General features: G+C 44.9%; 17 protein-coding genes. 2 read left to right on the forward strand and 15 right to left on the reverse strand.

Annotation, left to right across the window (positions count from 1 at the left end; all coding sequences use genetic code 11):
* The first annotated feature begins 310 nt into the window (after nucleotides 1-310).
* Nucleotides 311-4,090 carry an EAL domain-containing protein gene (locus PSV17_RS11645; RefSeq protein WP_300482788.1) on the forward strand — a complete coding sequence of 1,260 codons (3,780 nt, stop codon included), beginning with the start codon at nucleotides 311-313 and terminating at the stop codon, nucleotides 4,088-4,090.
* A gap of 281 nt (nucleotides 4,091-4,371) precedes the next feature.
* Here the strand turns inward: PSV17_RS11645 and PSV17_RS11650 are convergent, their stop codons facing one another.
* The 10 genes from PSV17_RS11650 to PSV17_RS11695 all read right to left on the reverse strand — a co-directional run bounded on the left by PSV17_RS11650 (nucleotide 4,372) and on the right by PSV17_RS11695 (nucleotide 12,304).
* Nucleotides 4,372-5,031: a hypothetical protein gene (locus PSV17_RS11650; RefSeq protein WP_300482791.1), complete on the reverse strand. Its 660-nt coding sequence runs from the start codon at nucleotides 5,029-5,031 to the stop codon at nucleotides 4,372-4,374.
* A gap of 155 nt (nucleotides 5,032-5,186) precedes the next feature.
* A complete protein-coding gene (locus tag PSV17_RS11655) occupies nucleotides 5,187-5,996 on the reverse strand; it encodes a hypothetical protein (RefSeq protein WP_300482793.1) in 810 nt (269 codons plus the stop codon).
* Nucleotides 5,983-6,249: a hypothetical protein gene (locus PSV17_RS11660; RefSeq protein ID WP_300482796.1), complete on the reverse strand. Its 267-nt coding sequence runs from the start codon at nucleotides 6,247-6,249 to the stop codon at nucleotides 5,983-5,985. The genes PSV17_RS11655 and PSV17_RS11660 overlap by 14 nt, the downstream gene beginning before the upstream one ends.
* Complete coding sequence (locus tag PSV17_RS11665) at nucleotides 6,224-6,352, reverse strand: hypothetical protein (RefSeq protein WP_300482798.1); 129 nt, start codon at nucleotides 6,350-6,352, stop codon at nucleotides 6,224-6,226. Before PSV17_RS11665 ends, PSV17_RS11660 begins: the two co-directional genes overlap by 26 nt.
* Nucleotides 6,349-8,925, reverse strand: coding sequence for a DNA-primase RepB domain-containing protein (locus tag PSV17_RS11670; RefSeq protein ID WP_300482801.1), 2,577 nt, complete (start codon nucleotides 8,923-8,925; stop codon nucleotides 6,349-6,351). Before PSV17_RS11670 ends, PSV17_RS11665 begins: the two co-directional genes overlap by 4 nt.
* Nucleotides 8,926-8,935: 10 nt before the next feature.
* A complete protein-coding gene (locus PSV17_RS11675) occupies nucleotides 8,936-9,178 on the reverse strand; it encodes an AlpA family phage regulatory protein (protein ID WP_300482804.1) in 243 nt (80 codons plus the stop codon).
* Between the two features lie 98 nt (nucleotides 9,179-9,276).
* Complete coding sequence (locus PSV17_RS11680; protein ID WP_300482807.1) at nucleotides 9,277-9,744, reverse strand: hypothetical protein; 468 nt, start codon at nucleotides 9,742-9,744, stop codon at nucleotides 9,277-9,279.
* Between the two features lie 332 nt (nucleotides 9,745-10,076).
* Nucleotides 10,077-10,406: a transcriptional regulator gene (locus PSV17_RS11685; protein WP_300482810.1), complete on the reverse strand. Its 330-nt coding sequence runs from the start codon at nucleotides 10,404-10,406 to the stop codon at nucleotides 10,077-10,079.
* A gap of 5 nt (nucleotides 10,407-10,411) precedes the next feature.
* On the reverse strand, nucleotides 10,412-10,777 hold the full coding sequence (locus tag PSV17_RS11690) for a type II toxin-antitoxin system RelE/ParE family toxin (protein ID WP_300482812.1): 366 nt from the start codon (nucleotides 10,775-10,777) through the stop codon (nucleotides 10,412-10,414).
* A gap of 111 nt (nucleotides 10,778-10,888) precedes the next feature.
* Nucleotides 10,889-12,304, reverse strand: a complete 1,416-nt coding sequence (locus PSV17_RS11695; RefSeq protein WP_300482815.1) for a site-specific integrase — start codon at nucleotides 12,302-12,304, stop codon at nucleotides 10,889-10,891.
* Nucleotides 12,305-12,771: 467 nt separating this feature from the next.
* Between PSV17_RS11695 and PSV17_RS11700 the strand changes: the two genes are divergently transcribed.
* Nucleotides 12,772-13,551, forward strand: a complete 780-nt coding sequence (locus PSV17_RS11700; protein WP_300482818.1) for an ankyrin repeat domain-containing protein — start codon at nucleotides 12,772-12,774, stop codon at nucleotides 13,549-13,551.
* Between the two features lie 25 nt (nucleotides 13,552-13,576).
* On the opposite strand, the gene PSV17_RS11705 is transcribed toward PSV17_RS11700, so the two are convergent.
* From PSV17_RS11705 to PSV17_RS11725, 5 genes are all read right to left on the reverse strand, one after another.
* Nucleotides 13,577-14,083, reverse strand: a complete 507-nt coding sequence (locus PSV17_RS11705) for a type I restriction enzyme endonuclease domain-containing protein (RefSeq protein WP_300482821.1) — start codon at nucleotides 14,081-14,083, stop codon at nucleotides 13,577-13,579.
* A 239-nt stretch (nucleotides 14,084-14,322) separates the two neighbouring features.
* Nucleotides 14,323-15,063: a PEP-CTERM sorting domain-containing protein gene (locus tag PSV17_RS11710; protein ID WP_300482823.1), complete on the reverse strand. Its 741-nt coding sequence runs from the start codon at nucleotides 15,061-15,063 to the stop codon at nucleotides 14,323-14,325.
* Nucleotides 15,064-15,980: 917 nt separating this feature from the next.
* On the reverse strand, nucleotides 15,981-17,777 hold the full coding sequence (locus tag PSV17_RS11715; RefSeq protein WP_300482825.1) for a TolC family protein: 1,797 nt from the start codon (nucleotides 17,775-17,777) through the stop codon (nucleotides 15,981-15,983).
* Entirely contained in the window at nucleotides 17,774-19,090 is a 1,317-nt protein-coding gene (locus tag PSV17_RS11720; RefSeq protein WP_300482827.1) for an HlyD family efflux transporter periplasmic adaptor subunit, read from the reverse strand. The genes PSV17_RS11715 and PSV17_RS11720 overlap by 4 nt, the downstream gene beginning before the upstream one ends.
* Nucleotides 19,074-20,747, reverse strand: a complete 1,674-nt coding sequence (locus PSV17_RS11725; RefSeq protein WP_300482829.1) for an ATP-binding cassette domain-containing protein — start codon at nucleotides 20,745-20,747, stop codon at nucleotides 19,074-19,076. Before PSV17_RS11725 ends, PSV17_RS11720 begins: the two co-directional genes overlap by 17 nt.
* Nucleotides 20,748-20,750 lie beyond the last annotated feature (3 nt).

A 20,750-nucleotide genomic window follows, 5' to 3' on the forward strand; every position in this document is an offset into this window, starting at 1 on the left:
TATAAAATAAGTAAACGTAGCATAATGCTGTTGTCTGACCTAGGCGTAGATTTGCAATTTAAAAGACTTTTATACTTCTTTTCTCAAGCACAAAATAATTAAAAATGTAGCAAAATCCGTTAAGGTCTGAATGACTGATTAGCACTTTGGAGTACCTGCGGATTAATTATGCCAGCTTTATTTAATATACATCATTTTAAAACCCTTGCTGTTTGTGAGCGAGAAGTCAACTTGCACGTCATAAACTCGACACAATGCTTAAGGTCCTACTGATAACATGAATATCCAGCAGAAGTTAGGACTGATTGTAATGAATAAGTCAGCCAAGTTAACCAACATCACAGCATCAATCCTTAAAAACTACCGCAGGGTTGATGTACCGCTGAATCTTACCGTTCTGCTTGTTTATCTGGTCATAGCAAAGCTAGGCCTAGCATTTTCCTTGATGGAATCTGGTGCCACCATTTTTTGGCCTGCAGGCGGCTTCGCTTTGGCCATACTGCTACTAGCTGGCCCAAAATATATCCCAGGTGTTTTTGGCGGTGCATTAGCTGCCGGCTTGATGATAGGTGCCACACCGACATTTTCTGTGTTGAGTGCATTAGGTAACACGCTCGAAACCGTTTGCGCTTACTGGTTATTAACGTATGTTAGACCGATTAACCGATCGCTAGATAGGCCTCAAGATTACCTCAGCATCCTGTTCTATGGTGCAGCGATCAGTACGCTGATTAGTGCTGCCATCGGCCCCTTATCACTGGTTGTGTTACAGCTTATTGAGCCTAGTCTATTGCACAACATTGCCCTACGGTGGTGGATGGGGGATGCTGTTGGCATTGCTTTGGTGACTCCCCTCATTTTAATCTGGCATCAATCTCATCAACAGCCTGAAAATAAAATCTCATTGGAATTGATAGCACTATTTTTGCTTACGATTCTCATGGGGCAAATAGTTCTGCTTCATGGGGTTGTTACGCCATCTCGAATAGACCCCGATATCGCATGGCTCATCCCCTTTATTATTTGGTCAGGGTTACGCGCTGGACTACGTTATACCTCTCTTCTCATCCTCATCATTTTTTTACAAGCCCTTTGGGGTGCGAGTCATGGTGTAGGCCACTACGCCAATGATATGCAGGAAAGCGGACTGGTCAATTTCTGGATGTTCAGCATGTTGATTGCGGTAGGTGGCATGCTATTGGCAATAATGACTACTGAAAACAAGCAATCTGAATTGACGCTAAAATCTAGCGAAGAACGCCTAGTATTAGCCACCATCAGTAACGGCGTTGGCATTTGGGACTGGAACTTGCAAACGCAGGAGATGACATGGGACGATTCCATGTTCGCACTCTACCATATACGCCGCGAAGACTTCTCTGGGGCACTGGATGCTTGGGAGAAATCCTTACATCCCGATGACCATGAGCAAGCTAACCGAGAGATACAGGCTGCGCTCTCAGGTGAAAAACCTTTCGATACGGTGTTCCGAGTGATTTGGCATAATGGTGAAACTCACTTCATCAAGGCGGTGGCTAAGGTATTCCGTGATGACAGTGGAATGCCAGTGCGTATGCTTGGCTCCAATGTAGATATTACTTTGTTTAAACTAACCGAGCAGACACTGCTTGAAAGCAAGACCCAACTCAATTTTATGCATCAGCAGTTGCAAGCGCTGATTAAAGCCATACCAGACCTGGTCTGGCTCAAAGATATTAATGGTGTGTACTTAACCTGCAATCGACGTTTTGAAAAGTTCTTCGGGGCAAAAGAGAAGGACATCGTCGGCAAAACAGACTACGATTTTGTCGATAAGGAATTGGCAGACTTTTTTAGAGCCCATGACCAGATAGCCGTGCAGACGGGTGCTGCATGCATTAATGAAGAACAAGTGACTTTTGCCGATGATGGTCACACTGAGTTTCTAGAAACAACCAAGACCCCAGTGTTAGATGCTGATGGGAGCATTATTGGAGTGCTGGGTATTGGCCATGACATCACAGAGCGTAAACAGGCCGAGGAGACTCTACAGGCCAGTCAGCAACAGTTTCGCGACCTCGTTGATTCGACCTCCGGGATTGTCTGGGAAGCCGATGCCAAAACGTTTTCCTTCACATTCATCAGTCAGGAAGCCGAGCGCCTGCTGGGGTTTGCGGTAGCCGACTGGAGTCGACCCGGCTTTTGGGTAGAGCACTTGCACCCCGATGATCGCTCTTGGGCACCAGAGTATTGCGCCTCATGCACTGGTCGCGCGGAGGCTCACAACTTTGAATACCGTTTCATCGCCAAGGACGGACGAACGGTTTGGTTGCATGACATGGTCAAAGTGGTTGTTGAAGATGGGTCACCTCGGTGGTTGCGCGGCGTCATGATGGACATCACCGCAAGCAAACAAGCCGAAGAAAAACTCTCCCTAGCCGCCAGCGTCTTCACCAATGCCCGTGAATGCATTCTGATTACCGATGCCTTTGGCAGCATTATCGAAGTCAACGATACCTTTAGCCTCGTTACTGGTTACAGCCGTGAAGAAGCCATTGGCCAGAATCCACGCATGCTCCAGTCAGGACGCCAATCCCCAGAGTTTTATGCCGAGATGTGGAAATCCCTACTAGAAAAAGGCCACTGGTATGGCGAAGTCTGGAATCGCCGCAAAAATGGTAAAGTTTACGCTGAATTGCTCACCATCAGTGCTGTGCAGAATACTGCTGGCCAAGTACAAAACTACGTTGCCTTGTTTACTGATATTACAGCGATGAAAGAACATCAAAGTCAGCTAGAACACATCGCCCATTACGATGCACTCACCAATCTACCCAATCGCGTATTGCTGGCAGACCGCCTCAGTCAAGCTATGGTGCAGTGCCAACGTCACCAACAGTCATTAGCGGTCGCGTTCCTGGACTTAGATGGCTTTAAAGAAGTGAATGATGCCCATGGCCATAATGTAGGCGATGAGTTACTGATTACCTTGTCACAACGCATGAAAGAAGCTCTACGGGAAGACGATACCTTAGCCCGTATTGGTGGTGATGAATTTGTTGCAGTATTGCCAGATTTAGCTAAAGTTGAAGATTGTCAGCCTGTATTGGATCGGCTATTACAGGTAGCAGCAGATCCCGTGACTGTGGGAGAAATTGAGCTGAAGGTCACTGCCAGTATCGGCGTCGCCATTTACCCACAAGACCATGTGGATGCAGACCACCTCCTACGTCATGCTGACCAAGCCATGTATGTGGCTAAACAAGCTGGTAAAAACCGCTATCACTTATTTGATACCGCACAAGATGACGCGGTCAAGATTCAGCGAGAAAAATTAGTTGATATTCGTTCAGCTTTAGATAGACGTGAGTTTGTGCTGTACTACCAACCCAAGGTGAATATGCACACAGGCGAAGTGATTGGTGTCGAAGCCTTAATCCGTTGGCAACATCCAGTACGCGGCTTAGTGCCGCCTTTATTGTTCTTACCTGTCATAGAGAATCATGCCATTAGTCTGGACATTGGTGAATGGGTCATCGATACCGCCCTGATACAAATCAGCCAATGGCAAAGCATGGGGATACATCTCCCTATTAGTGTCAACATCGCCGCCTATCAATTACAACAAGATAACTTTGTTACTAGACTATCAGATCTACTGGCAGCCCATCCTGAAGTGGCACCCCATCATTTAGAATTAGAAGTGTTAGAAACCAGTGCCATCAGTGATATGAGCCAAGTTTCCGCCACCATGAATGCTTGCATCGACCTAGACGTTCGCTTTGCCTTGGATGACTTTGGTACCGGTTACTCATCACTCACCTATCTCAGACGCTTGCCAGCGCACTTGATTAAAATCGACCAAAGCTTTGTGCGTGACATGCTGATTGACCCTGAAGATTTAGCTATTATTGAAGGGGTTGTGGGTTTAGCTAAAGCCTTCCAGCGTGAAGTCATTGCTGAGGGCGTAGAAACCATTGAACATGGTGTAGCCCTATTGCAACTGGGGTGTGACTTAGCGCAGGGTTATGGTGTAGCACGACCGATGCCTGCTAAAGATATTCCTGCTTGGGTGGGTGGTTGGAAGCCTGATGAGTCTTGGAATATTTGACAGACTCCATGACAGGCGGCTGAGGGGACTTAGTGTGCATTCGCAACTGTCCGCTATTGGGCAGCCTAATCAATGGTAGTTAAGGACGACTCTGTGCAGACCACGAATGTAGCCGTTCCCTTCTGGATTGGCCATTGCCAACAGTATTGCAGTCATCGAAACTGAATTGTCTAGCCGGCGTAGCAGCCCTATCTTTTCAACCAGATATTGCACGAAACAGAGTACTTGCTGATAGACGGGCATCATTCGAATCCAATATCAGATTGCAAATAGCCAATTATCTACACCTCGATTTTACGAAACAGATTCAAATCATCACCAAAGCCACCTAACTTATCCTCCAGCTTTTTCATTCTCTGCTGCATCCAGCGTAAAGAAATATTGACCAACGCATCATGCTCAACGGCTAATCGCCAATAGGTTTTCCAGCGCATCCCCTTTGGTTTTTCGCCATGCCCGTTTAAAATTCCAGGCTCCCATTTGAGTCGATCACGGATTTTATTTGCTTGCCGCGTTGCACGATCATCCACGTTCTCACGCTGACTGGCATAGGCAAGCTGATAGCAGTGCCTGCACGCAAAAATGCCGGAACTGCCAAGGAAAAGCTTAGCTACACGGCGAGTGCAGCCATCCGCTGGGCAGCGAAACCACGCCCGCGATCCGCCGTAGTTGCAGGGTGTCCACTCAATCCGAACAGGATATTTCACAGGCTTCCATTCGCCACCGTTGCGCTGATGCCGGTAGTCGAGAATCACCCGATCCGCTTCCGCCCGAACTTGAATGGACGCTACCTTATTGCCGTTGCGAGTCCAATCCACACTGAACGAGCGCCCTGCTGACAGCAAACCGTCTCGCTGCAAGTGCCGTACATCCAGCGCACGACAATCTTCCGTCGTGCTCTTGCCGCCTTGATCCCGCCGACCGCTATTTATGCCACCCATTTTTTCTCCCAGATTTTGCCGAAATCATTAAGCTAACTTACATAATCTACTTACTCATGAATGAGTATTTTTAGCCAATAGCCGCACCCCGTATGGTTTTCAGCCTGTTTCCATGGGGTGATATTTTCATGCACATTCATGGCCTATTCCACGCCTTACCCTCTGCTGCGAAGCTCTTTTAGCTTCAAAATCATGGCAAGTGTCCGTTCAAACTTGCGATCAAGGTGCGTTTCATAGCGTGTCAGTTTTTCCAGACGATGCACTTGCAGCCCTTCGCCCAGAGTCTGCGCCTTGATTGCCTCATGGTGCCTAGCCTCTTTTTCCATGCCTATACAGATTGGTTCAATATGCTCGCGGATAAAATCGGCCAGCCCTTCGGCGGTCGCCGTGTATTCCTCTTCATCAACATAGTCCTGCCACCATTCGCGTGAATCGGGCAGCAGCGCCCGCAAAGCTTTGTCATAAGCGTTCGCACCGCCACGCCGCAGGATTGCCGCCGCTTTCTGTGTCGCATCCAAATCGTGTCGCGTATCCCGCTGGCTCTCGGTTATTTCCTCCGGCGTCATGCCCACCAGATCGCGCAAGTCGGTGTTCTTGCCGGTCAGGCCAGTCTCAAACGGTGCCGCCGATGGAACCACACTCTCTGCGTTCTTCGCAGCGCCCTTCAAGCCCTGATTGATATTCGCCCCCTCGGCCTGCAAAACCCGCCGCTTGCGCCAGATGATGCCCGCCAATTCTTCGACCAGATGCACCTCGGTCATACCCGCCGGTTGATGCTCTTCCAGCAGCGCCGACAGCAGCACCTGATACTCGCCAGCATTCTCATGGGAAAGCACGGTGTAGCGGCTCAGGATGCCGTGCTGCATGGCATTGAAGCGCACCAGATCATAGCTGCTCTGCGGTGCATCTTCGGTATTGGTTACCGGTAAAGAAATTTCGGTAGAACCGTTTTCAAGTGTTTGCATATTTTTCTCCATAATGTTTTTCAATGAGTTCCAGCAACACCATGCCATTGTAGGAATGTAGTGGTATTGCCAGCTCGAAAGTAGCCAGGTCTTGAATGCCGACCACCGCGATCACGGGATCGGTCTTGTCATCATCCACAAACAGGGCGAAACGTTTTCCTTCCAGCAACGCCAGCACCTTTGCACGCCTGTGCTTACGCTGTAATTCACACAGAATGTCGGTCTTGTTATTGCATTGTCGGTAGCCATTCATCTATTACCGATTGATCACCTGTGGCTTTAATATGTCCTGTAGTTGAAATCGCAAGCACCACACCTTCCTCTGCTACAAATTCAATGATTTCAGCGGGTGTCATATTTCCACCTCAATCACTTCACTAGCAATATGGGTGACAGTTTTATCAACTGGCGGACTAAAAGAGGGTAAAGGCGGCAAAGGCGGTGGATTGACCACAACTACACGCCAAGCAACGCGCCCATCTGCTGTTGACTGTTGAAATTCCATGCCTGCAACGATCCGGTTCGCATTCTTTTTCAACAACCACCCTAGCTTCGAGCGGTTGATTGATCCTTTTTCTTCTACAGGAAATTCACGCATCGCCTCGAGCAAGTCTGATTGCGATCCCTCAGCCCGCTCCACCGCCTTGCGTACTGTTGTTGGCATAGTGCCAAATACAGCACGCCACTCAGTCATTAACCCAGCGAGTGAATCGCCGTCAGGATCATGCTTAACCTGTTCTAACAGTGCCGTTGCCGGGTCAGGATGTCGAAGCCACATCAATGGATACCGGCAATAATCCGACCATGCACCGCCGAAGGTAACAATGTTTTCCACGGAAGCACGCGGCGAACCAGCTTTGCGCCATGCCAGGATGATGGTCAGTACCGCAGCTACATAACGCCCGCGATTCTTACGCACCTTATCGACAGGAAAGTTTTTGTAAGTCATGGTGGCTGGTGTAGCGCAACGTGGATCAATATGGATGGTCAGTACCCGCCGCAGTAAATCGCGCACCGGCCCAACGTTATTACCAGAGCCAAGAAACAAAGTCCGTGTGCTCACCGTCGCCGTTTTACTCACACCCAGAATACGATCCGTAATCTTGTCGGCAGTCAGCATGCGCTTGATTGTTCCGTGTGGTATCCAGTCCGTATCCATATCGTCAAACTCAATGACTGCTGGGCTGGTTAGCAACAACGATAGAATAACTTTGGTTGCCTCTTCAGAGCTGGTGGGATAACTGACTTTGGCATTGCCGCCAGGGCCAGCGAATGCACCAATCAGTTCGCACAGATAGGTTTTTCCACTACCAAACACGGGTGCTTTACAGTGAAAGGCAGGTGCATAATCGAGAGACGGTCTCACGACCGCGGTAAAGATAGCCGACAATGCAGCCGCCTTATCGGTGGCAGCAACGAAGTGAAACTCGGTGAGCAACTCTTCCAATAGGGCCAGAGCCGCTTGTGCCGCTTCAAGTGTCGGATCAGGAGTTACGAATTGACGCGGGTCAAACACCCCAAAACGTTGGGAGGTTTTATCATATCCAGCTTGCGTAATCAGCTCGCCATCAGATTCACGGAAGTACGGCTGCCGCACCACACCTGCCAACGGAGGCAAATGGCGAAAATTTTGTGCATCGTAAAGAATCGCAGCATGCCGCGTAGGCGGATCACAGCGCACCCAATCCTCCGCACGGCCGTCATATTTCTCCCAGGATGCAGCAACCGACAACTCCCGCGTCAGCGCGGGCGCACTGGTCGGCACAATCGAAGGGTCGCCCGAAGTCGGATCAGTCGAAACCGACACAATCAAACCACCTGATTGATAGTGCCTGCCGCGATTCGCCAACTCTTTTTCCGCCGCATCCACCACGCGATGCAAGTCACCGGCAATTACTCGAATTACCGGCTTGTGCCGAGCCTCGGCATTACGCACACCCAGAAATTCTAACAATTGTCTAATGTGAAATTTCTCGCGGTGCGAATGTTGGCAACAAAAACCACCCAAGGGATACAACTCGTCCGGCTCAAAGTAGGCAGCGCCCGCATCCAGTCCATCGGTATGTTCTTGCACCCATGGACAAGTAACATCATGTCGACCAGAACCCAGCGGCGTTTTGTAAAGCCCGCGTGCCTTGAGCGCACTCACCACCGGGTTTTCCGCCGCCTTGGGTGTCAACACATCGTCCGCTTCATTGCCCAAACTGTGCGAACTATCCCCAGCGAGTTTGGCTTCTTTCTTCGGTCGCCCAGCCGGTGCCAATTCTAACTGCAGACCATCTACAATCTCTTGCGGCGTGTAACGCTTCTCAGGCCGCCATTCGACCAGTCGGCAGCGAAACGGCACACCGGCATCGTCAATGTATTTTGGCTTACCATTGATAGCTACGGGAAGACGCGCCCAGCGACTTAATGGCCCTGTAGCACCGGCATCACAAAGACCTGCATCAATAATAGCGGTAAGCAAACGTACAGCAGCGTCACCGGCGGTAATCGGGGCAGCAAGCATGATCCCGCCTTGATGATTACCTGGGCTAGTCTCGATCAGCCAGGATAATTCAAAACCAGCCAGTCGCTCCAGCGGAACCTTGGTACCCAGATCATCGAGCATCAAAAAATGGCAAGCGGCAAATTGTGCCTTGCGCGCCTTGAATGAGCCATCCTCAGCGGGATAAAAACTTGAACATCCGACGAAGTTGTTATGTTTTGATGAGAGATTTTCTATGGCAGCTTCAACACGACTTGCCATCCATCCGCCCGCGGTAGGATCACCCGCCTTGGAGCACACCGCAACAAATGCGCCCTCAGGCATAGACTGAAACACCGCCGCTACAAAATCGGCATTGCTTACCTCAAAAACACCGCCTTCACCGCCTTTGCCTGCTTCTACGGGCTCGGTTGCGAAAACTGTCAGATCAATAATAGTCATGACAGCTCCATCAAACCGCTGCTTTGCGAGCAGCTTCCAGCTTGACAACTATCGCGCGAATTTCTTCTTCTGTTTTGCCAGCAATGCGCGCAGCATTAAGCGTGTCCACTTCATTGGCTGGCCAACCCACGGCGCGTAGTCCAATTTGCACAGGCGTTGTGAAAAGACCTTGTTGAATATCTAGATAATGGGCGCTACGTGATCTTCCTCTCTCCCGTAAAACGATTGGAAGCCTTTGGATGGTATATGTCATGTTTGTACCCCTTTGGGTGTTGTTGAACATGACGCCAATTTTTACGGATTGCTAAGGCTACGTCACCGGGGAAATCATTTATCTATTTCCCCGTTTTCTCATTTCTGTCGGTGTTTGATATTGCGCTCGTAATCGCGTCGAATCGTGTCTGGCGACTTATGGTGTTTCGTTGCCACTAACTCATAAGCAGCCTGATTCTTATACCCCTCCTTAATGAGATTTATAACTTCTCTCATTCTTATAAAATAAGATATTTTGTCTTGCTTTCGCCCCGGAGGAGGAGCATGCAAAGACATACTATTCAATGTGACCTTTTTTTCCGCTGCTTCGGATATGACATCAAGGGTGATTTTTGCGAACGCTTTTTTTGCTGCCTGCGGCAACAAGTCGTCCATGAGCAAGTATGACGCGAGGATGATTTCGAATGTTGACTGGAATTTGATCTCATCGCTGCTTTGATTCGCCCAGCTATTTACGAGGTCTTCTGCAAAAGGAAGCCAATCATCAAGCTCATCCCCAGCATAGGCGAATTTCCAGATTGCATGATCCGATGAAAATATCGCCATATGTTACTCTCCTAGTGTGATGCTCACAGTGCTGTGCCATGTATTTACTCCTCGGGTAAGGTTAAATCAATTCATTTGGATTGTATTGGTTTACAGTAAATTAAAAAACTAAGCAGAATTAAGCACTCAGTGGGACATCTATCGATACAGTTCTCACAGAAATCAATAAAAACACCCCCGCAGTCGAGCAAGTACACTCGGTCAACCGTAAGTGGCCAGGTATGTGCCATATCCAAAAATACCGCCTTTACCGCCTTCGCCGTCTTTATCTACATCAACATCAGAAACTGCCACTGCGCGCATGGATTCTGCATCCATTATCCTTATAGTTTTTACGAATAAGCCAGCTCAACAGTATGTGCTTCCAGACCCACATTCAAGCGCGTACGCACCGCCCCAAAAATAGCAGCAAGGTTATCCATACTAGGATTGCCCTTAGGCGATAACATGCGGTGCAAGCTTTTACTTGGCTTATCAGTCACAACTGCCAATTGCTCAAAGCCAATAGTAGTATTCACAAGCTCACGAAGAATAAGTCGCGCTGTTTCAGACTCGCCACTTAAAAATAACGTAGCAGCTTCATCAAGCAATGCTTTAGCAAAATCAGGGTCACGCTCAACGCGCTCTACCATGGTTTTTTTGAAGTCACGGGTTAGTGTCATATTGATTACCTCTTACGTTTGTTTGCTGTTTTATTAGCAGAATGTTCTTTTTTTCTGAGCTTGTACTCGGCATGCAGTTCTTTCGCACGGTCAATATCTTTCTGCTGGCCACGCTTAGTGCCGCCACCGAATAGAATAATGAGCGTTTCACCATCCTTAGCAAGGTATATACGGTATCCAGGCCCCCAATTAATAACGTACTCACCAATGCTATCAAACCATTTTACGCTTGAGGTATTACCAAGTTCCATTCGCAGCTTTGCCGTAACCACTTTAGCAGCGGCTTGAGCATCAAGGCTATCAAACCATGATTGGTAAGGGCTAGTACCATCATAGCCTAGATATTCTTCAACTTTAATTTTCAATACCATAATGGTAACCTATATGTTACTTATATTCAAATTATAATATAGCACACTCAAGCAAACGCCAACCTTATCATTAATGTAACTATAAGAAATTGTCGCTAGTTCATTTTCTACTTAAGCTGCTTTAATCTGCACAACATTATTTGCGCCTAAAATAGCTTCAATACGATTGCCCAACGTAATCCATGCTTCACGCTTTTCATCTGCGTAGTCGTCGAGCAAGTACACCCGGTCAACCTTGCTGCCAATTACATGGTTCTGGCAGAGGTTGACCACTTCGCGGCTAACTTTTAATTTCTGCATGAGCGTTGCGCCCGTTCTGCGCAAGTCGTGCGGCGTCCATTCTACATCGCCGGTGACGAGGCTGTTATTTTCAACCCGGCATTGGAGTTTTCGGCTACGTTGCTTGAATTTCACTTGCCTATCACCCACCTGTTTGCTGACCGTTTTTTCGCAGATATGTCCTTCTTTGTAGCGTGCAGGAAATGCCCAGTCACCGTCGCCAGTGAGGGCGTGCAGTTGTTTGAATTGATTGAGCGTGAAGTCCGATAAGTAAACAAGCTGGTCACGTTTCTGACCGCGTTCACCTTTGGTGTTAGCCGCAGGTATAAACCATGTTCTCTGTTCTAAGTTGACATGCTTCCATTCTGTCATCAACAATTCACCAATGCGGCAAATGGTCCCTAAACATAACCATAAAGCAATTTGCGCTTCTTTTTTTAGAGGACGCTCAGTACCATACTTCTGAGAGGCGTCAGCATAGCACTTCGCCATTTCATCGAATACCATCTTCAGTTTGACGATTTCTTCAAGGCTCAATTGCCGCTTGCGTTCTTTGGTATAGTCATTAGGTACAAGTTGCTTGATGTCCACCAACTCTGCGGGATTGCCGTCGATCAGCAAGGCGCGCCAAGGTTTGCGCTTTTCCGCCCAGCGCAACATCTGTCCGATGTCCTTCGATAGTTCCACTGCCGTCGGCGTCTTACCAGCGGCGATGATCGCCCGATAAACATCCCGCAAGTGATTCTCGGTTAAATGGCGCAATTCGATATTACCCAATGCAGGAATGGCGTGCTTGCCAAGTGACTGCATAAGATATTTATTGCCGTCACTGCGGTTTACGCCATCTTTAATCCATACCGCGTAAAGATCATTGAAGGTGAGCGCTTCGGTGCGCTTTTGCTCGTCAGCACGAATGACCTCCACGATAGCGGCCTGAGCCCCGATTTTGACCGCGACCTTGTTGGCGCGTGGGTCAATGCCTGCCTTGATTAAATCACGCGCTTTGTCGCGCGCATCGCGTATGGTGACCATGTCAGTGGTTGGATAAGCTCCGCAATAATGCCATGCCAACTTGCCTTGCCATTTGAATGCATAACGAAAATGGATTGATACTTTCCCAGCAAGACGGACATCTCCGGATAGGCCGTCTCCATCATTTAACGTATCACCTTTCCAGTCTGCGCCGATTGCATCCAACTCCTTAATCGTCCACTTTTTCCCTTTTCCACTTTTTGGATACCTAGTCATCACATTCTCCTTTTGCGTTTACGGGGGTAAACCGAGGGGTAAACCGGTGGTCAGCTTTTATAGGAGCTTAATACACCGCATAGGACGAACTATACATTCATTTAACACAATTAACAATATGAATATAAAGGGATTTTATGTACTATAGCATCCAATAGTGTCTATTTGTATTTTATGGGAAATTATAATTTAACTTGCTACGAACCAAGGGGTAAGGAGTTCGAATCTCTTCGGGCGCACCATAAAAACAAAGGCTTACAGTTTAACGACTGCAAGCCTTTTGTCTTTTCGTAGCGCCTTTGGTAAACTCATGGCTATACCTTAAATTTGCTAGAATTCTTATTATTTACTTAACACATTCAGAATGTTAGATGATTAAGTTGTATTTTCTGTTCAATGTTTTCACTATGATAATCTCATATACTGTGACATTATCATCTTAATAATGTAGTCCATACATATACAATATGTCAGTAAAACATCCTTTCTTTGAATATCTCGGTGAAAATTATCCGTATGCTCTTGAAAAACATTTTGATCGCATTTTGATTAAGATTGAGCAATTGTGGCATACGCCAGATATCCACGACTATTTCAGCGGACTTATCATCGATTCTCGTGGTGGACGTCAAGGATTTCCGAAAGATGTAATGGATGATATTCTTAGACTCAGGCAAGTACGTCAGTCACACTACATACGTGAGGCGGAAAGGATTGATTCCGCTATCAATGAATTACGTCTATTGGGGATTGAGCGAAGTAATGAACAATTCTTGCAAGCAATCCATGATGATAATCGAGCCGTTGTCGATCTCTTCGTAAGAAGTAATTTCAATATTCACATTTCAGATCATGATGGCACACCAATTTTGCTAATGGCATTAAAAAGAGGCTACACAGTGATCGCTAGCATCCTAATTAGTAAAGGTGCAGATGTAAACGCCCATGACAAAATGGGAGTGACACCGCTTTTGTTAGTTTGTAGTAAGCAGTTGCCTGGTTATAAAAATATCGCAGAAATGCTGATTCAGAAAGGAGCTTATGTTAACGATCGGGATAGCAAGGGCTCTACTCCTTTATTGTTATCGCTGTCTGGAGGCACTGCTGAGGTGGCTGAATTGTTAATTGAGCGAGGCGCAGACATCTTTGCTCGTGGTAAGGATAGAAAGTCTGCATTAGCCTTAGCTGAGAGCTCAGGTAACACTCACATCGGAGAGCTACTAAAAGCGAAAGGGGCGATAAATTAACCTTTTGTTTTTTAATGTCTCTAAATTAAGTCGTATGACATATTTGTAACAATTTGAGAAATCGATAAGCTGTACTAGACCAGGTTGCTGAATTCTGAGCTAATTCTGACGCAATCAATTCGGCTTGCTTTAGTACTGTTTCAGTTGCCAGTAACTCCATATCAGGTGGGTAGCCAAACTGTCTTAGTGTTCGCCTGACGATTACCTTGAGTTTTGCTTTGACATTCTCTTTAATTGTCCAGTCAATGGATGCATTTTCCCGAACTCGTTGTAATAACACGACAGCCAATTCACGCAACTTATCTTGTTGCATCAGCTCCTTGGCACTGTCGTTATTCGCAACGGCAGTATAGAAGGCAAACTCTAATGGGCTAAGTTTTAAGCGTTCAGCTTCACTATCACCATATACGATTTCTTTACTGACGTTAATCAGTTCATCCATTAACTCGGCGGCAGTGATAATTTTGTTTTGATAACGCTTAATGGAGTTTTGTAGCATTTCCATGAGGCTGCGGCCCTGAACTACATTCAAATAAGCCTGACTTTTATTGACCAGTGCCCAGGTTCATCATCTCGGGCGCACCATTAAATAAAAATGCTGACCATCAAGGTTTCAGCTTTTTTTATTTAAATATCAAAGTGATGAATCTGGGCACCAAATAATTTAAAGTCTGCTAACCGCGCCTCATCTAAATTCAATAGGCACCTGAATATCAAACGCAACCTCTATCGGCAGACTCTTCATGACTGCAGTTTTCTTGATCTATAGACCTAACTTGACTGACGGCGTGTGGTGAAAAAACCAATCAACGTCAAGCCTATCAGCATCATGGCGTAGGTTTCAGGTTCGGGTACAGGTGTTGTGATAGGCGCATCATTAATGCGGGCTGTTACACCGTAGCTAATAAACAATATGGTATCTATCGGCGCCAGAAACGTGGCTGTTAATCTTTCGAAACTGTTATAAGGCAGAGTAGTATCTTGCTCAATTAATAAGCTGCTGAAAGAATAGTCATTAGGGTTAATCACATCTCTAAGACCTAACGAAGCAGCACTAGTAGCAAGATGTTTACTTTCAGGATCGGGTTGAAAGTCTATGAACGCATCAGCGGAAATAGTTACGATCGTATTGGCTTGATAGTTATAAGTATAAAATAATGTCGACTGCGCGAAAGTAAAGTGCTGATCCTGCCCAACCACATCTGCCGACATGTAAGAGTTCTGGTTATTAGGTCCGAAAGACAGTGCTGCATTTGCGTTATCTGTGACATTGGCAAGTGACGTTGACGATACAAAAGAGAAATCCGCATTGGGCGTATAAGAATAGTTTTGTTGTGTATTTCCGATGACAGAAACATTCGTGCTCGCGAAAGAGTTGTCGCGCTGTGTAATACTGCCCCCCGATACTTCCAAACTAAAACTATCCATATAGGCAGAGGCAGAAGCCGCCAATGCTGGTGACGAAAATGCTATCATCCATAGAAAGTACAGGCTACTTTTAAATGATCTCATAGGGAGTTCCTTTTTAAATCAAGCATTTAGAAAAGTTGAAAGTAATTACACTTACCCTATACCTCTTACTGATAGGTTAGCAGCTTATTTTAAAAGTAAAAATAGTCCGTATAGACTAATCTTTATGACGCCGATAAAGCCTCCATCATATTTTTCATAAAAATATAACCGAGCTAATTCTTAGATATTACTAGGTCATTCAACCCTTATTTTTATGCAAAATCTGCATGGATCACGTAGATAGAGAGTGGAAATTAAGTATATTGACTACTTCTCGAGCTCTACTTTAAGAGGTCGCCTGAGGAAATTATATAGATAGCAGCTTTGGCCCGAGGTGGATTTATATTATTGATACCAACTCACATTTTCTACACATTACCAACCGCATAGCTATTGTAATACATGCAACTATGTTCCAGCATGCACATATATATCGTTAACTATGCAAGCGAAGCTCGTTATACCGTCTTTCAGTAGTGCAGCACGCCAATGTTTTAGTATTCACTTGGATAATCGAATTACCGTGATAACTAAACACATGCGTTGGATGCTTGCCGATCTGTTCACGAATGACATTCACAGCATTACACTCAACGGAAACGCAATTGCTTTTCTTGCTTTTGCTTGATCTTGGTGAAAGAACGACTTTCTACTCAATAAACCTAGGGATTTGGTAGAGAAAAGAGGTAGTGAAACAGTCCATCCAGATTTACCATTAATTGAGGCCAGATCCAAGCTAAAAAGTAGGTTTGCCTTATTCATATTAGAAATACGCTTCTACAGCGAGTGACTGGTTGGATGTGAACCACTATATCTTTTAAGTATAGATCAGATATTGGGCAGATATTGGAATGAAAACTTTTTCACTAAGCTTTAGCTATGAAGAGGTTGACAAGCACGGCTGAGAGTAGGAGCTCCTAGTTAAAATCTAACTTGCTATAACCAAGCAATGTACCAGTTGCATATGCTGTATCAACTAATGAAATTTGATATTCTCCAATCGCGTGAACTTCCTTAATTTGGGCTTCTCCCAAACGAGTGAGCGTTTCTAGCACCTCTGTCATCGTGCGCAGCCCTTCATTAAACTGTTTAAGTTCAGCTTCATAGTTTAAGCCAGCAATCAGTACTTGTTGCCTTGCTGCAATTATCCGTTGCCAGTTTTGGTCAACATAATCAAGTGCATCATAAATTTCTTTTTTTACTGTCAATACTTGCAGTGTTTTAGTAGCAAGTTTTTGATTGCGCTGTTGTATAGAACTCTCAAGCCTAGCTTTACTGGCTTCGTTGGTCAATGGCATTTCAAATTTTAGCCCTACAGACCAATCTTTAAATTGCCCATCCAACACGTTTCGGTAACTATTACCAAAGCTATTATTAGTATTGGATAATGCGCCATATTGATAATCAATGGTGAAAATCGGCAAGGTTTGATTTTCAAGATAATCAATTTTAGTAAGATCGGCAGCGATTTTAAGCTCTTGTTCTAAAAGTTCCACTCGCCCAGAAAGTGCGTCGTTAAGTAATTTACTTCGATTAAATTCATATTTGACAAGGTTAGGTGAGGTATTTGGAATGAGAGGGTCAGCCATGTAATTCGTGTCTATATCGTTCATATAAAACCGTATTTGGCGCTCCGCTAATTTAAGATTAGTTTCTGCCACGATTAGGCTATCCATTCGGTCAGCAACACCAATTTCAGCGCGGTTGATTTCAACCCTGGGACTTATCCCTTCTTGGACACGATGTTTAACCATGGCTAAGTTTTGGTTAGCATATTCAAACTGCTGACGCCTCACATCCAACTGCCCCCAGGCTTCATACAAAGCCCAATAGGCTTTATCAACAGTCGCAATAATGCGTATGGACTGCAACCGGGTTTTAAGCTCTACAGCCTGTTGTGAGAACTCTGCAACGCGAATACTAGCCTCGTTTACACCTAAACCAGCGTTTCTGAGCAAGGGCTGACTAATTGAAAAGCGGAGAGCACTGCGGTATTCATCACTTTTAAACTTTCCATTACTCACTTTGTTCTCTAGCGGAGAACTCAATGTAACAAAGCCACCAGAGCGCAAAGGGACTTTGATGCCTGCTTCGAGCTGAAATGTGTTTACATCTTTTTCCAAATTGCTAAGTTTAACTTCTTGGTCATTAAGCGAAGGATTGTCAGATGTAAATTTCACTTTATCGCTTGAAGCTTTAGGTGCGTCTAATTGGGCATATTTAGCGTAGGCAAACAATATGTTGTCGAATTTAGCTTGCTCCTCACGGACATCCGCTGCGGCTATGAGTGGATCAATACGAATTACTTTGATTAATAAGTTATTTTTTAACGCTCTTATCCGAGCATCTGCAATACTTATTTGGTTTGAAGATTGGTTATCGGAGTTTTGTCTTAGTCTGTTTGATGGATCAGACTCATCAAAAGCTTCCAGTGCCTTTTGGATATCAATTTTTAATGGTTTCGTTTCTTTCTTGTTTCGGTCTGAATTGTAATCGTCAACGGCATCTTTAAGAGTCTTAGGTGGCTTAAGTGTGTATAAGTCTAAAGAGAGACTCTCCTCTGCTCCTAGTCGTTGCTCTGCTTGATTTACAATTACCTTGGCATTCTCCTCTGCATAAAGCAACTCAGACAGTGTGAATAAATTAAAAAAAAGAAACGAAACAAGAATCCCTGTTACCTTCTTTTGATTAAGCCTTTTAGGATGCAAACTCATTTGGTTTTGCTTGAGATTTCTTCATTAAGATAGGATTGCAGCTCAGGAATGCGAGGAGGGAAACCATTGAGCTGGCGCCATATCTCATAACCAATCGTTACATTTTCCAATAAAATCCAGCCTTTAGCGCTAACGCCCTGCCGTATAAATCTTTCCGAAGGCCAACTCGGATAATCACTATGAGGAATCACCATGACACGAAAACTCCCCTTCCCGTTATCAGTAGGATCGATAAACGATACTTTTCCAACAAAGGTGCCTATTCCCACCTTAGCCCAACCAGGCACCTGAATTGCAGGCCAGCCCTCAAATTCAACTCTGACCATGCTGTCTTTAGTAATGAGGGATGCGTCACGACCATTTACCCAAAGCTCGATAGCTCTTTCCTTGGTGTCAGGTAAAATGACCAGTAATGGTTCTCCTTGAGAAATCATTTGGGATTGCGAGTTAACTGGCAACCTGAATATGGTGCCAGCGCGCGGCGCAATTATCTTTTGCATATTTTGCCGAGATAAATTAATTTCAGAAGCAGTGAGGCCGTTCTGACTATCCGCCAGCTCTCCCTTTATCTTATTAATTACAGCAGCGCTAGAATCAATTGATGCTTGAGTATCAGCGCCTATTTGCTGAATTTCGGCTTGTGCGGAATTTGCCTCTGCTTTAGCAGAGTTTTGTTGTGCTTGTGCACTTGTGAAGTTCCTATTTGCAATAATCAAATCTCGTTGAGAGATTTCAAGATCCCGCTGGGATACTAATCCTTCCGCAAATAAACGTTGCATACGATTATTTTGAAACTCGGCAGCGTCTGCAGTTGCTTTGGCTGAGCTAATTGCTTCAGTCGCTGAGATTATTTTCTGTTGAGCGACATCTAGCTTGAATCGTGCAGCGGATATTTTTGCATCACGCGATGAAATAAAATTAAGTTGCTGAACTTGATAAGACTTTAACTCATCTTGTTTTGCCATTAGCTTGGTTTCAAGATTGCTTTTTTGACTTTCTAATCTATCTTTGAACCTAGGATCAATATCACTGATTTCAACTAAAACATCTCCCTCTTTAACATTGCTACCCTCCTGCACGTGCCATTTGCTGATCACACCATTCAAAGGAGCATCTATAGTTTGTACCCTTTCAGAGGGAGAAAATGCTGTTACTTTCCCACTGGCAGTGACATTTTGTTGCCAAGGCAGAAACAAGGCCATTAAAGGCAGTACAAAGAAGACTAATCCCAAAATTTTTACGCAACGTACAACATATCTTGGGGTTTCGGAAGACACCAACGCATCGATTTGCTTGTTATTTTCCCAATTCACTCGCGTCCCCATTCTGCAGAGTAAGTGCAATTGTACGATTGAATTGATTGGCAATATCTTCAAAACGAGTCGTCACCAGAAGCATCCACTCTGATTTATGCAATTCAAGAAGATTTAGCACTGACCTGAGTTCGGTATTTGTTAAGTTGTCTAAAAGACCATCTATTATCAACAGCTTAGGTTTACCAACAATCGCTCTAGCCAACATTAAGCGTTGTAATTGAGCAGTGGATAAAGGGGCACCAAAGGCAGTTAATTGTGTATCTAGGCCTTTTTCTAAACTCGTAAAATATGTATGTAAGCCTAACTCTCTCAAGACTAAATTAACGTCACTTAAATTTATATTTGCACGTTGAAGAACGATGTTCTCTAAAATCGACCCTTCAATCACCTCAACCCTGCCAGCTATACCTATAGAGTTTCGCAGAATATTTTTATTAAGTTGCCTTAAGTCGTTTCCATCAAATTCGACATGTCCAAAAGATGGCTTTCTGAGACCCGTTATTAAATCAATCAAAGTTGTTTTACCAACGCCAGATGCGCCGAAAATCGCTAAGTTATCGCCCTTGGAAAGAAGAAATTTTACGTCTTTAATTAAGTCGGCCCCGTCAGAAAAAGTAAACGAAAGATTGCACGCCTCAATGAAGCTCAGGTTATCATTTGAAACTTTAAATGATCCTAGGGGCTCTTGTGGCAAGTCGTCAATAAAACCAAGTTTGTCGAGAGCTGCCAACATGTCGTAAAAATCTTCGAGCTTATTAATAAAACGAACGAACGCAGCTAAAACGCCAAAAATGATCAACTCAGCTGCAACAAACTGGCCTAAATTAATCTGACCTTTAATTACTAACCACCCGCCCTGGGCAAGCATTAATGTTCCCACAATTGCATAAAGAGACACTGCACCAATGTTTTGGAAAAGTAAGGTACTGAAATGAATTTGTCTAAATTTTAGATAGTTGCTAGCAAGCTGATTACTAATCGCTCTTTCACGCTCTTGACCATTAAAAAATTTGAATACATACAAATTTCTAGCAATAGTCTCGAGCCATTCTGCTGTAGCGTATTTCGATTTTGATTCATCAATAGCTGTATCAACCCCTTTCTTGCCCAAAACAAAGATGATGAATGCCAACATAGCTAACAGTACCACTATAATAATGGCAAAATATAAACTATAAAAAATCAAAATCACACTGCCAATTACCCCTTGTAACAAAGCTACTAAACCACTCGTAAGTAACGTTGCCATTGCTTTTTGTAGGGTACTGATATCGAAAAATCGATTCATGAGCTCCACTGGGTTGCTATGATCATAGACAGAGGGATCGATGCCTTGTGCATTCTTCGCTACGTTAAGTGAAGTTCTAACAAATAACCTCCTCTGTATTAACTCTACGATGTATATCTCAAATACATAAAGAACTCCTGCTAAAACCAGCAAGACAAATAGAATAAATGTCACTGTGAAAAGAGGTTGAAATACGCCTCCCATCGCCACAATATTCACCAGCGCTTGAACGGCGATAGGGGTAGCAATGCCAAGAAGCCCATAACCAAAAGTTAAAGCAATCAATAAGTGAATATCTTTTTTCTCGAGATCGATAAGTTCAGATAATCTATTAATGGGGGTTTTACCCTTGTTTATTTTTCCCATTAT

This window comes from Methylotenera sp., from assembly GCF_029946165.1.
Classification (GTDB): domain Bacteria; phylum Pseudomonadota; class Gammaproteobacteria; order Burkholderiales; family Methylophilaceae; genus Methylotenera.

Bases quoted from the DNA above. Each gene is read 5' to 3' on its own strand.
- PSV17_RS11645 (WP_300482788.1), top strand. From the start codon at position 311: ATGAATAAGTCAGCCAAGTTAACCAACATCACAGCATCAATCCTTAAA.
- PSV17_RS11650 (WP_300482791.1), bottom strand. From the start codon at position 5,031: ATGGGTGGCATAAATAGCGGTCGGCGGGATCAAGGCGGCAAGAGCACG.
- PSV17_RS11655 (WP_300482793.1), bottom strand. From the start codon at position 5,996: ATGCAAACACTTGAAAACGGTTCTACCGAAATTTCTTTACCGGTAACC.
- PSV17_RS11660 (WP_300482796.1), bottom strand. From the start codon at position 6,249: ATGAATGGCTACCGACAATGCAATAACAAGACCGACATTCTGTGTGAA.
- PSV17_RS11665 (WP_300482798.1), bottom strand. From the start codon at position 6,352: ATGACACCCGCTGAAATCATTGAATTTGTAGCAGAGGAAGGTGTGGTG.
- PSV17_RS11670 (WP_300482801.1), bottom strand. From the start codon at position 8,925: ATGACTATTATTGATCTGACAGTTTTCGCAACCGAGCCCGTAGAAGCA.
- PSV17_RS11675 (WP_300482804.1), bottom strand. From the start codon at position 9,178: ATGACATATACCATCCAAAGGCTTCCAATCGTTTTACGGGAGAGAGGA.
- PSV17_RS11680 (WP_300482807.1), bottom strand. From the start codon at position 9,744: ATGGCGATATTTTCATCGGATCATGCAATCTGGAAATTCGCCTATGCT.
- PSV17_RS11685 (WP_300482810.1), bottom strand. From the start codon at position 10,406: ATGACACTAACCCGTGACTTCAAAAAAACCATGGTAGAGCGCGTTGAG.
- PSV17_RS11690 (WP_300482812.1), bottom strand. From the start codon at position 10,777: ATGGTATTGAAAATTAAAGTTGAAGAATATCTAGGCTATGATGGTACT.
- PSV17_RS11695 (WP_300482815.1), bottom strand. From the start codon at position 12,304: ATGACTAGGTATCCAAAAAGTGGAAAAGGGAAAAAGTGGACGATTAAG.
- PSV17_RS11700 (WP_300482818.1), top strand. From the start codon at position 12,772: ATGTCAGTAAAACATCCTTTCTTTGAATATCTCGGTGAAAATTATCCG.
- PSV17_RS11710 (WP_300482823.1), bottom strand. From the start codon at position 15,063: ATGAGATCATTTAAAAGTAGCCTGTACTTTCTATGGATGATAGCATTT.
- PSV17_RS11715 (WP_300482825.1), bottom strand. From the start codon at position 17,777: ATGAGTTTGCATCCTAAAAGGCTTAATCAAAAGAAGGTAACAGGGATT.
- PSV17_RS11725 (WP_300482829.1), bottom strand. From the start codon at position 20,747: ATGGGAAAAATAAACAAGGGTAAAACCCCCATTAATAGATTATCTGAA.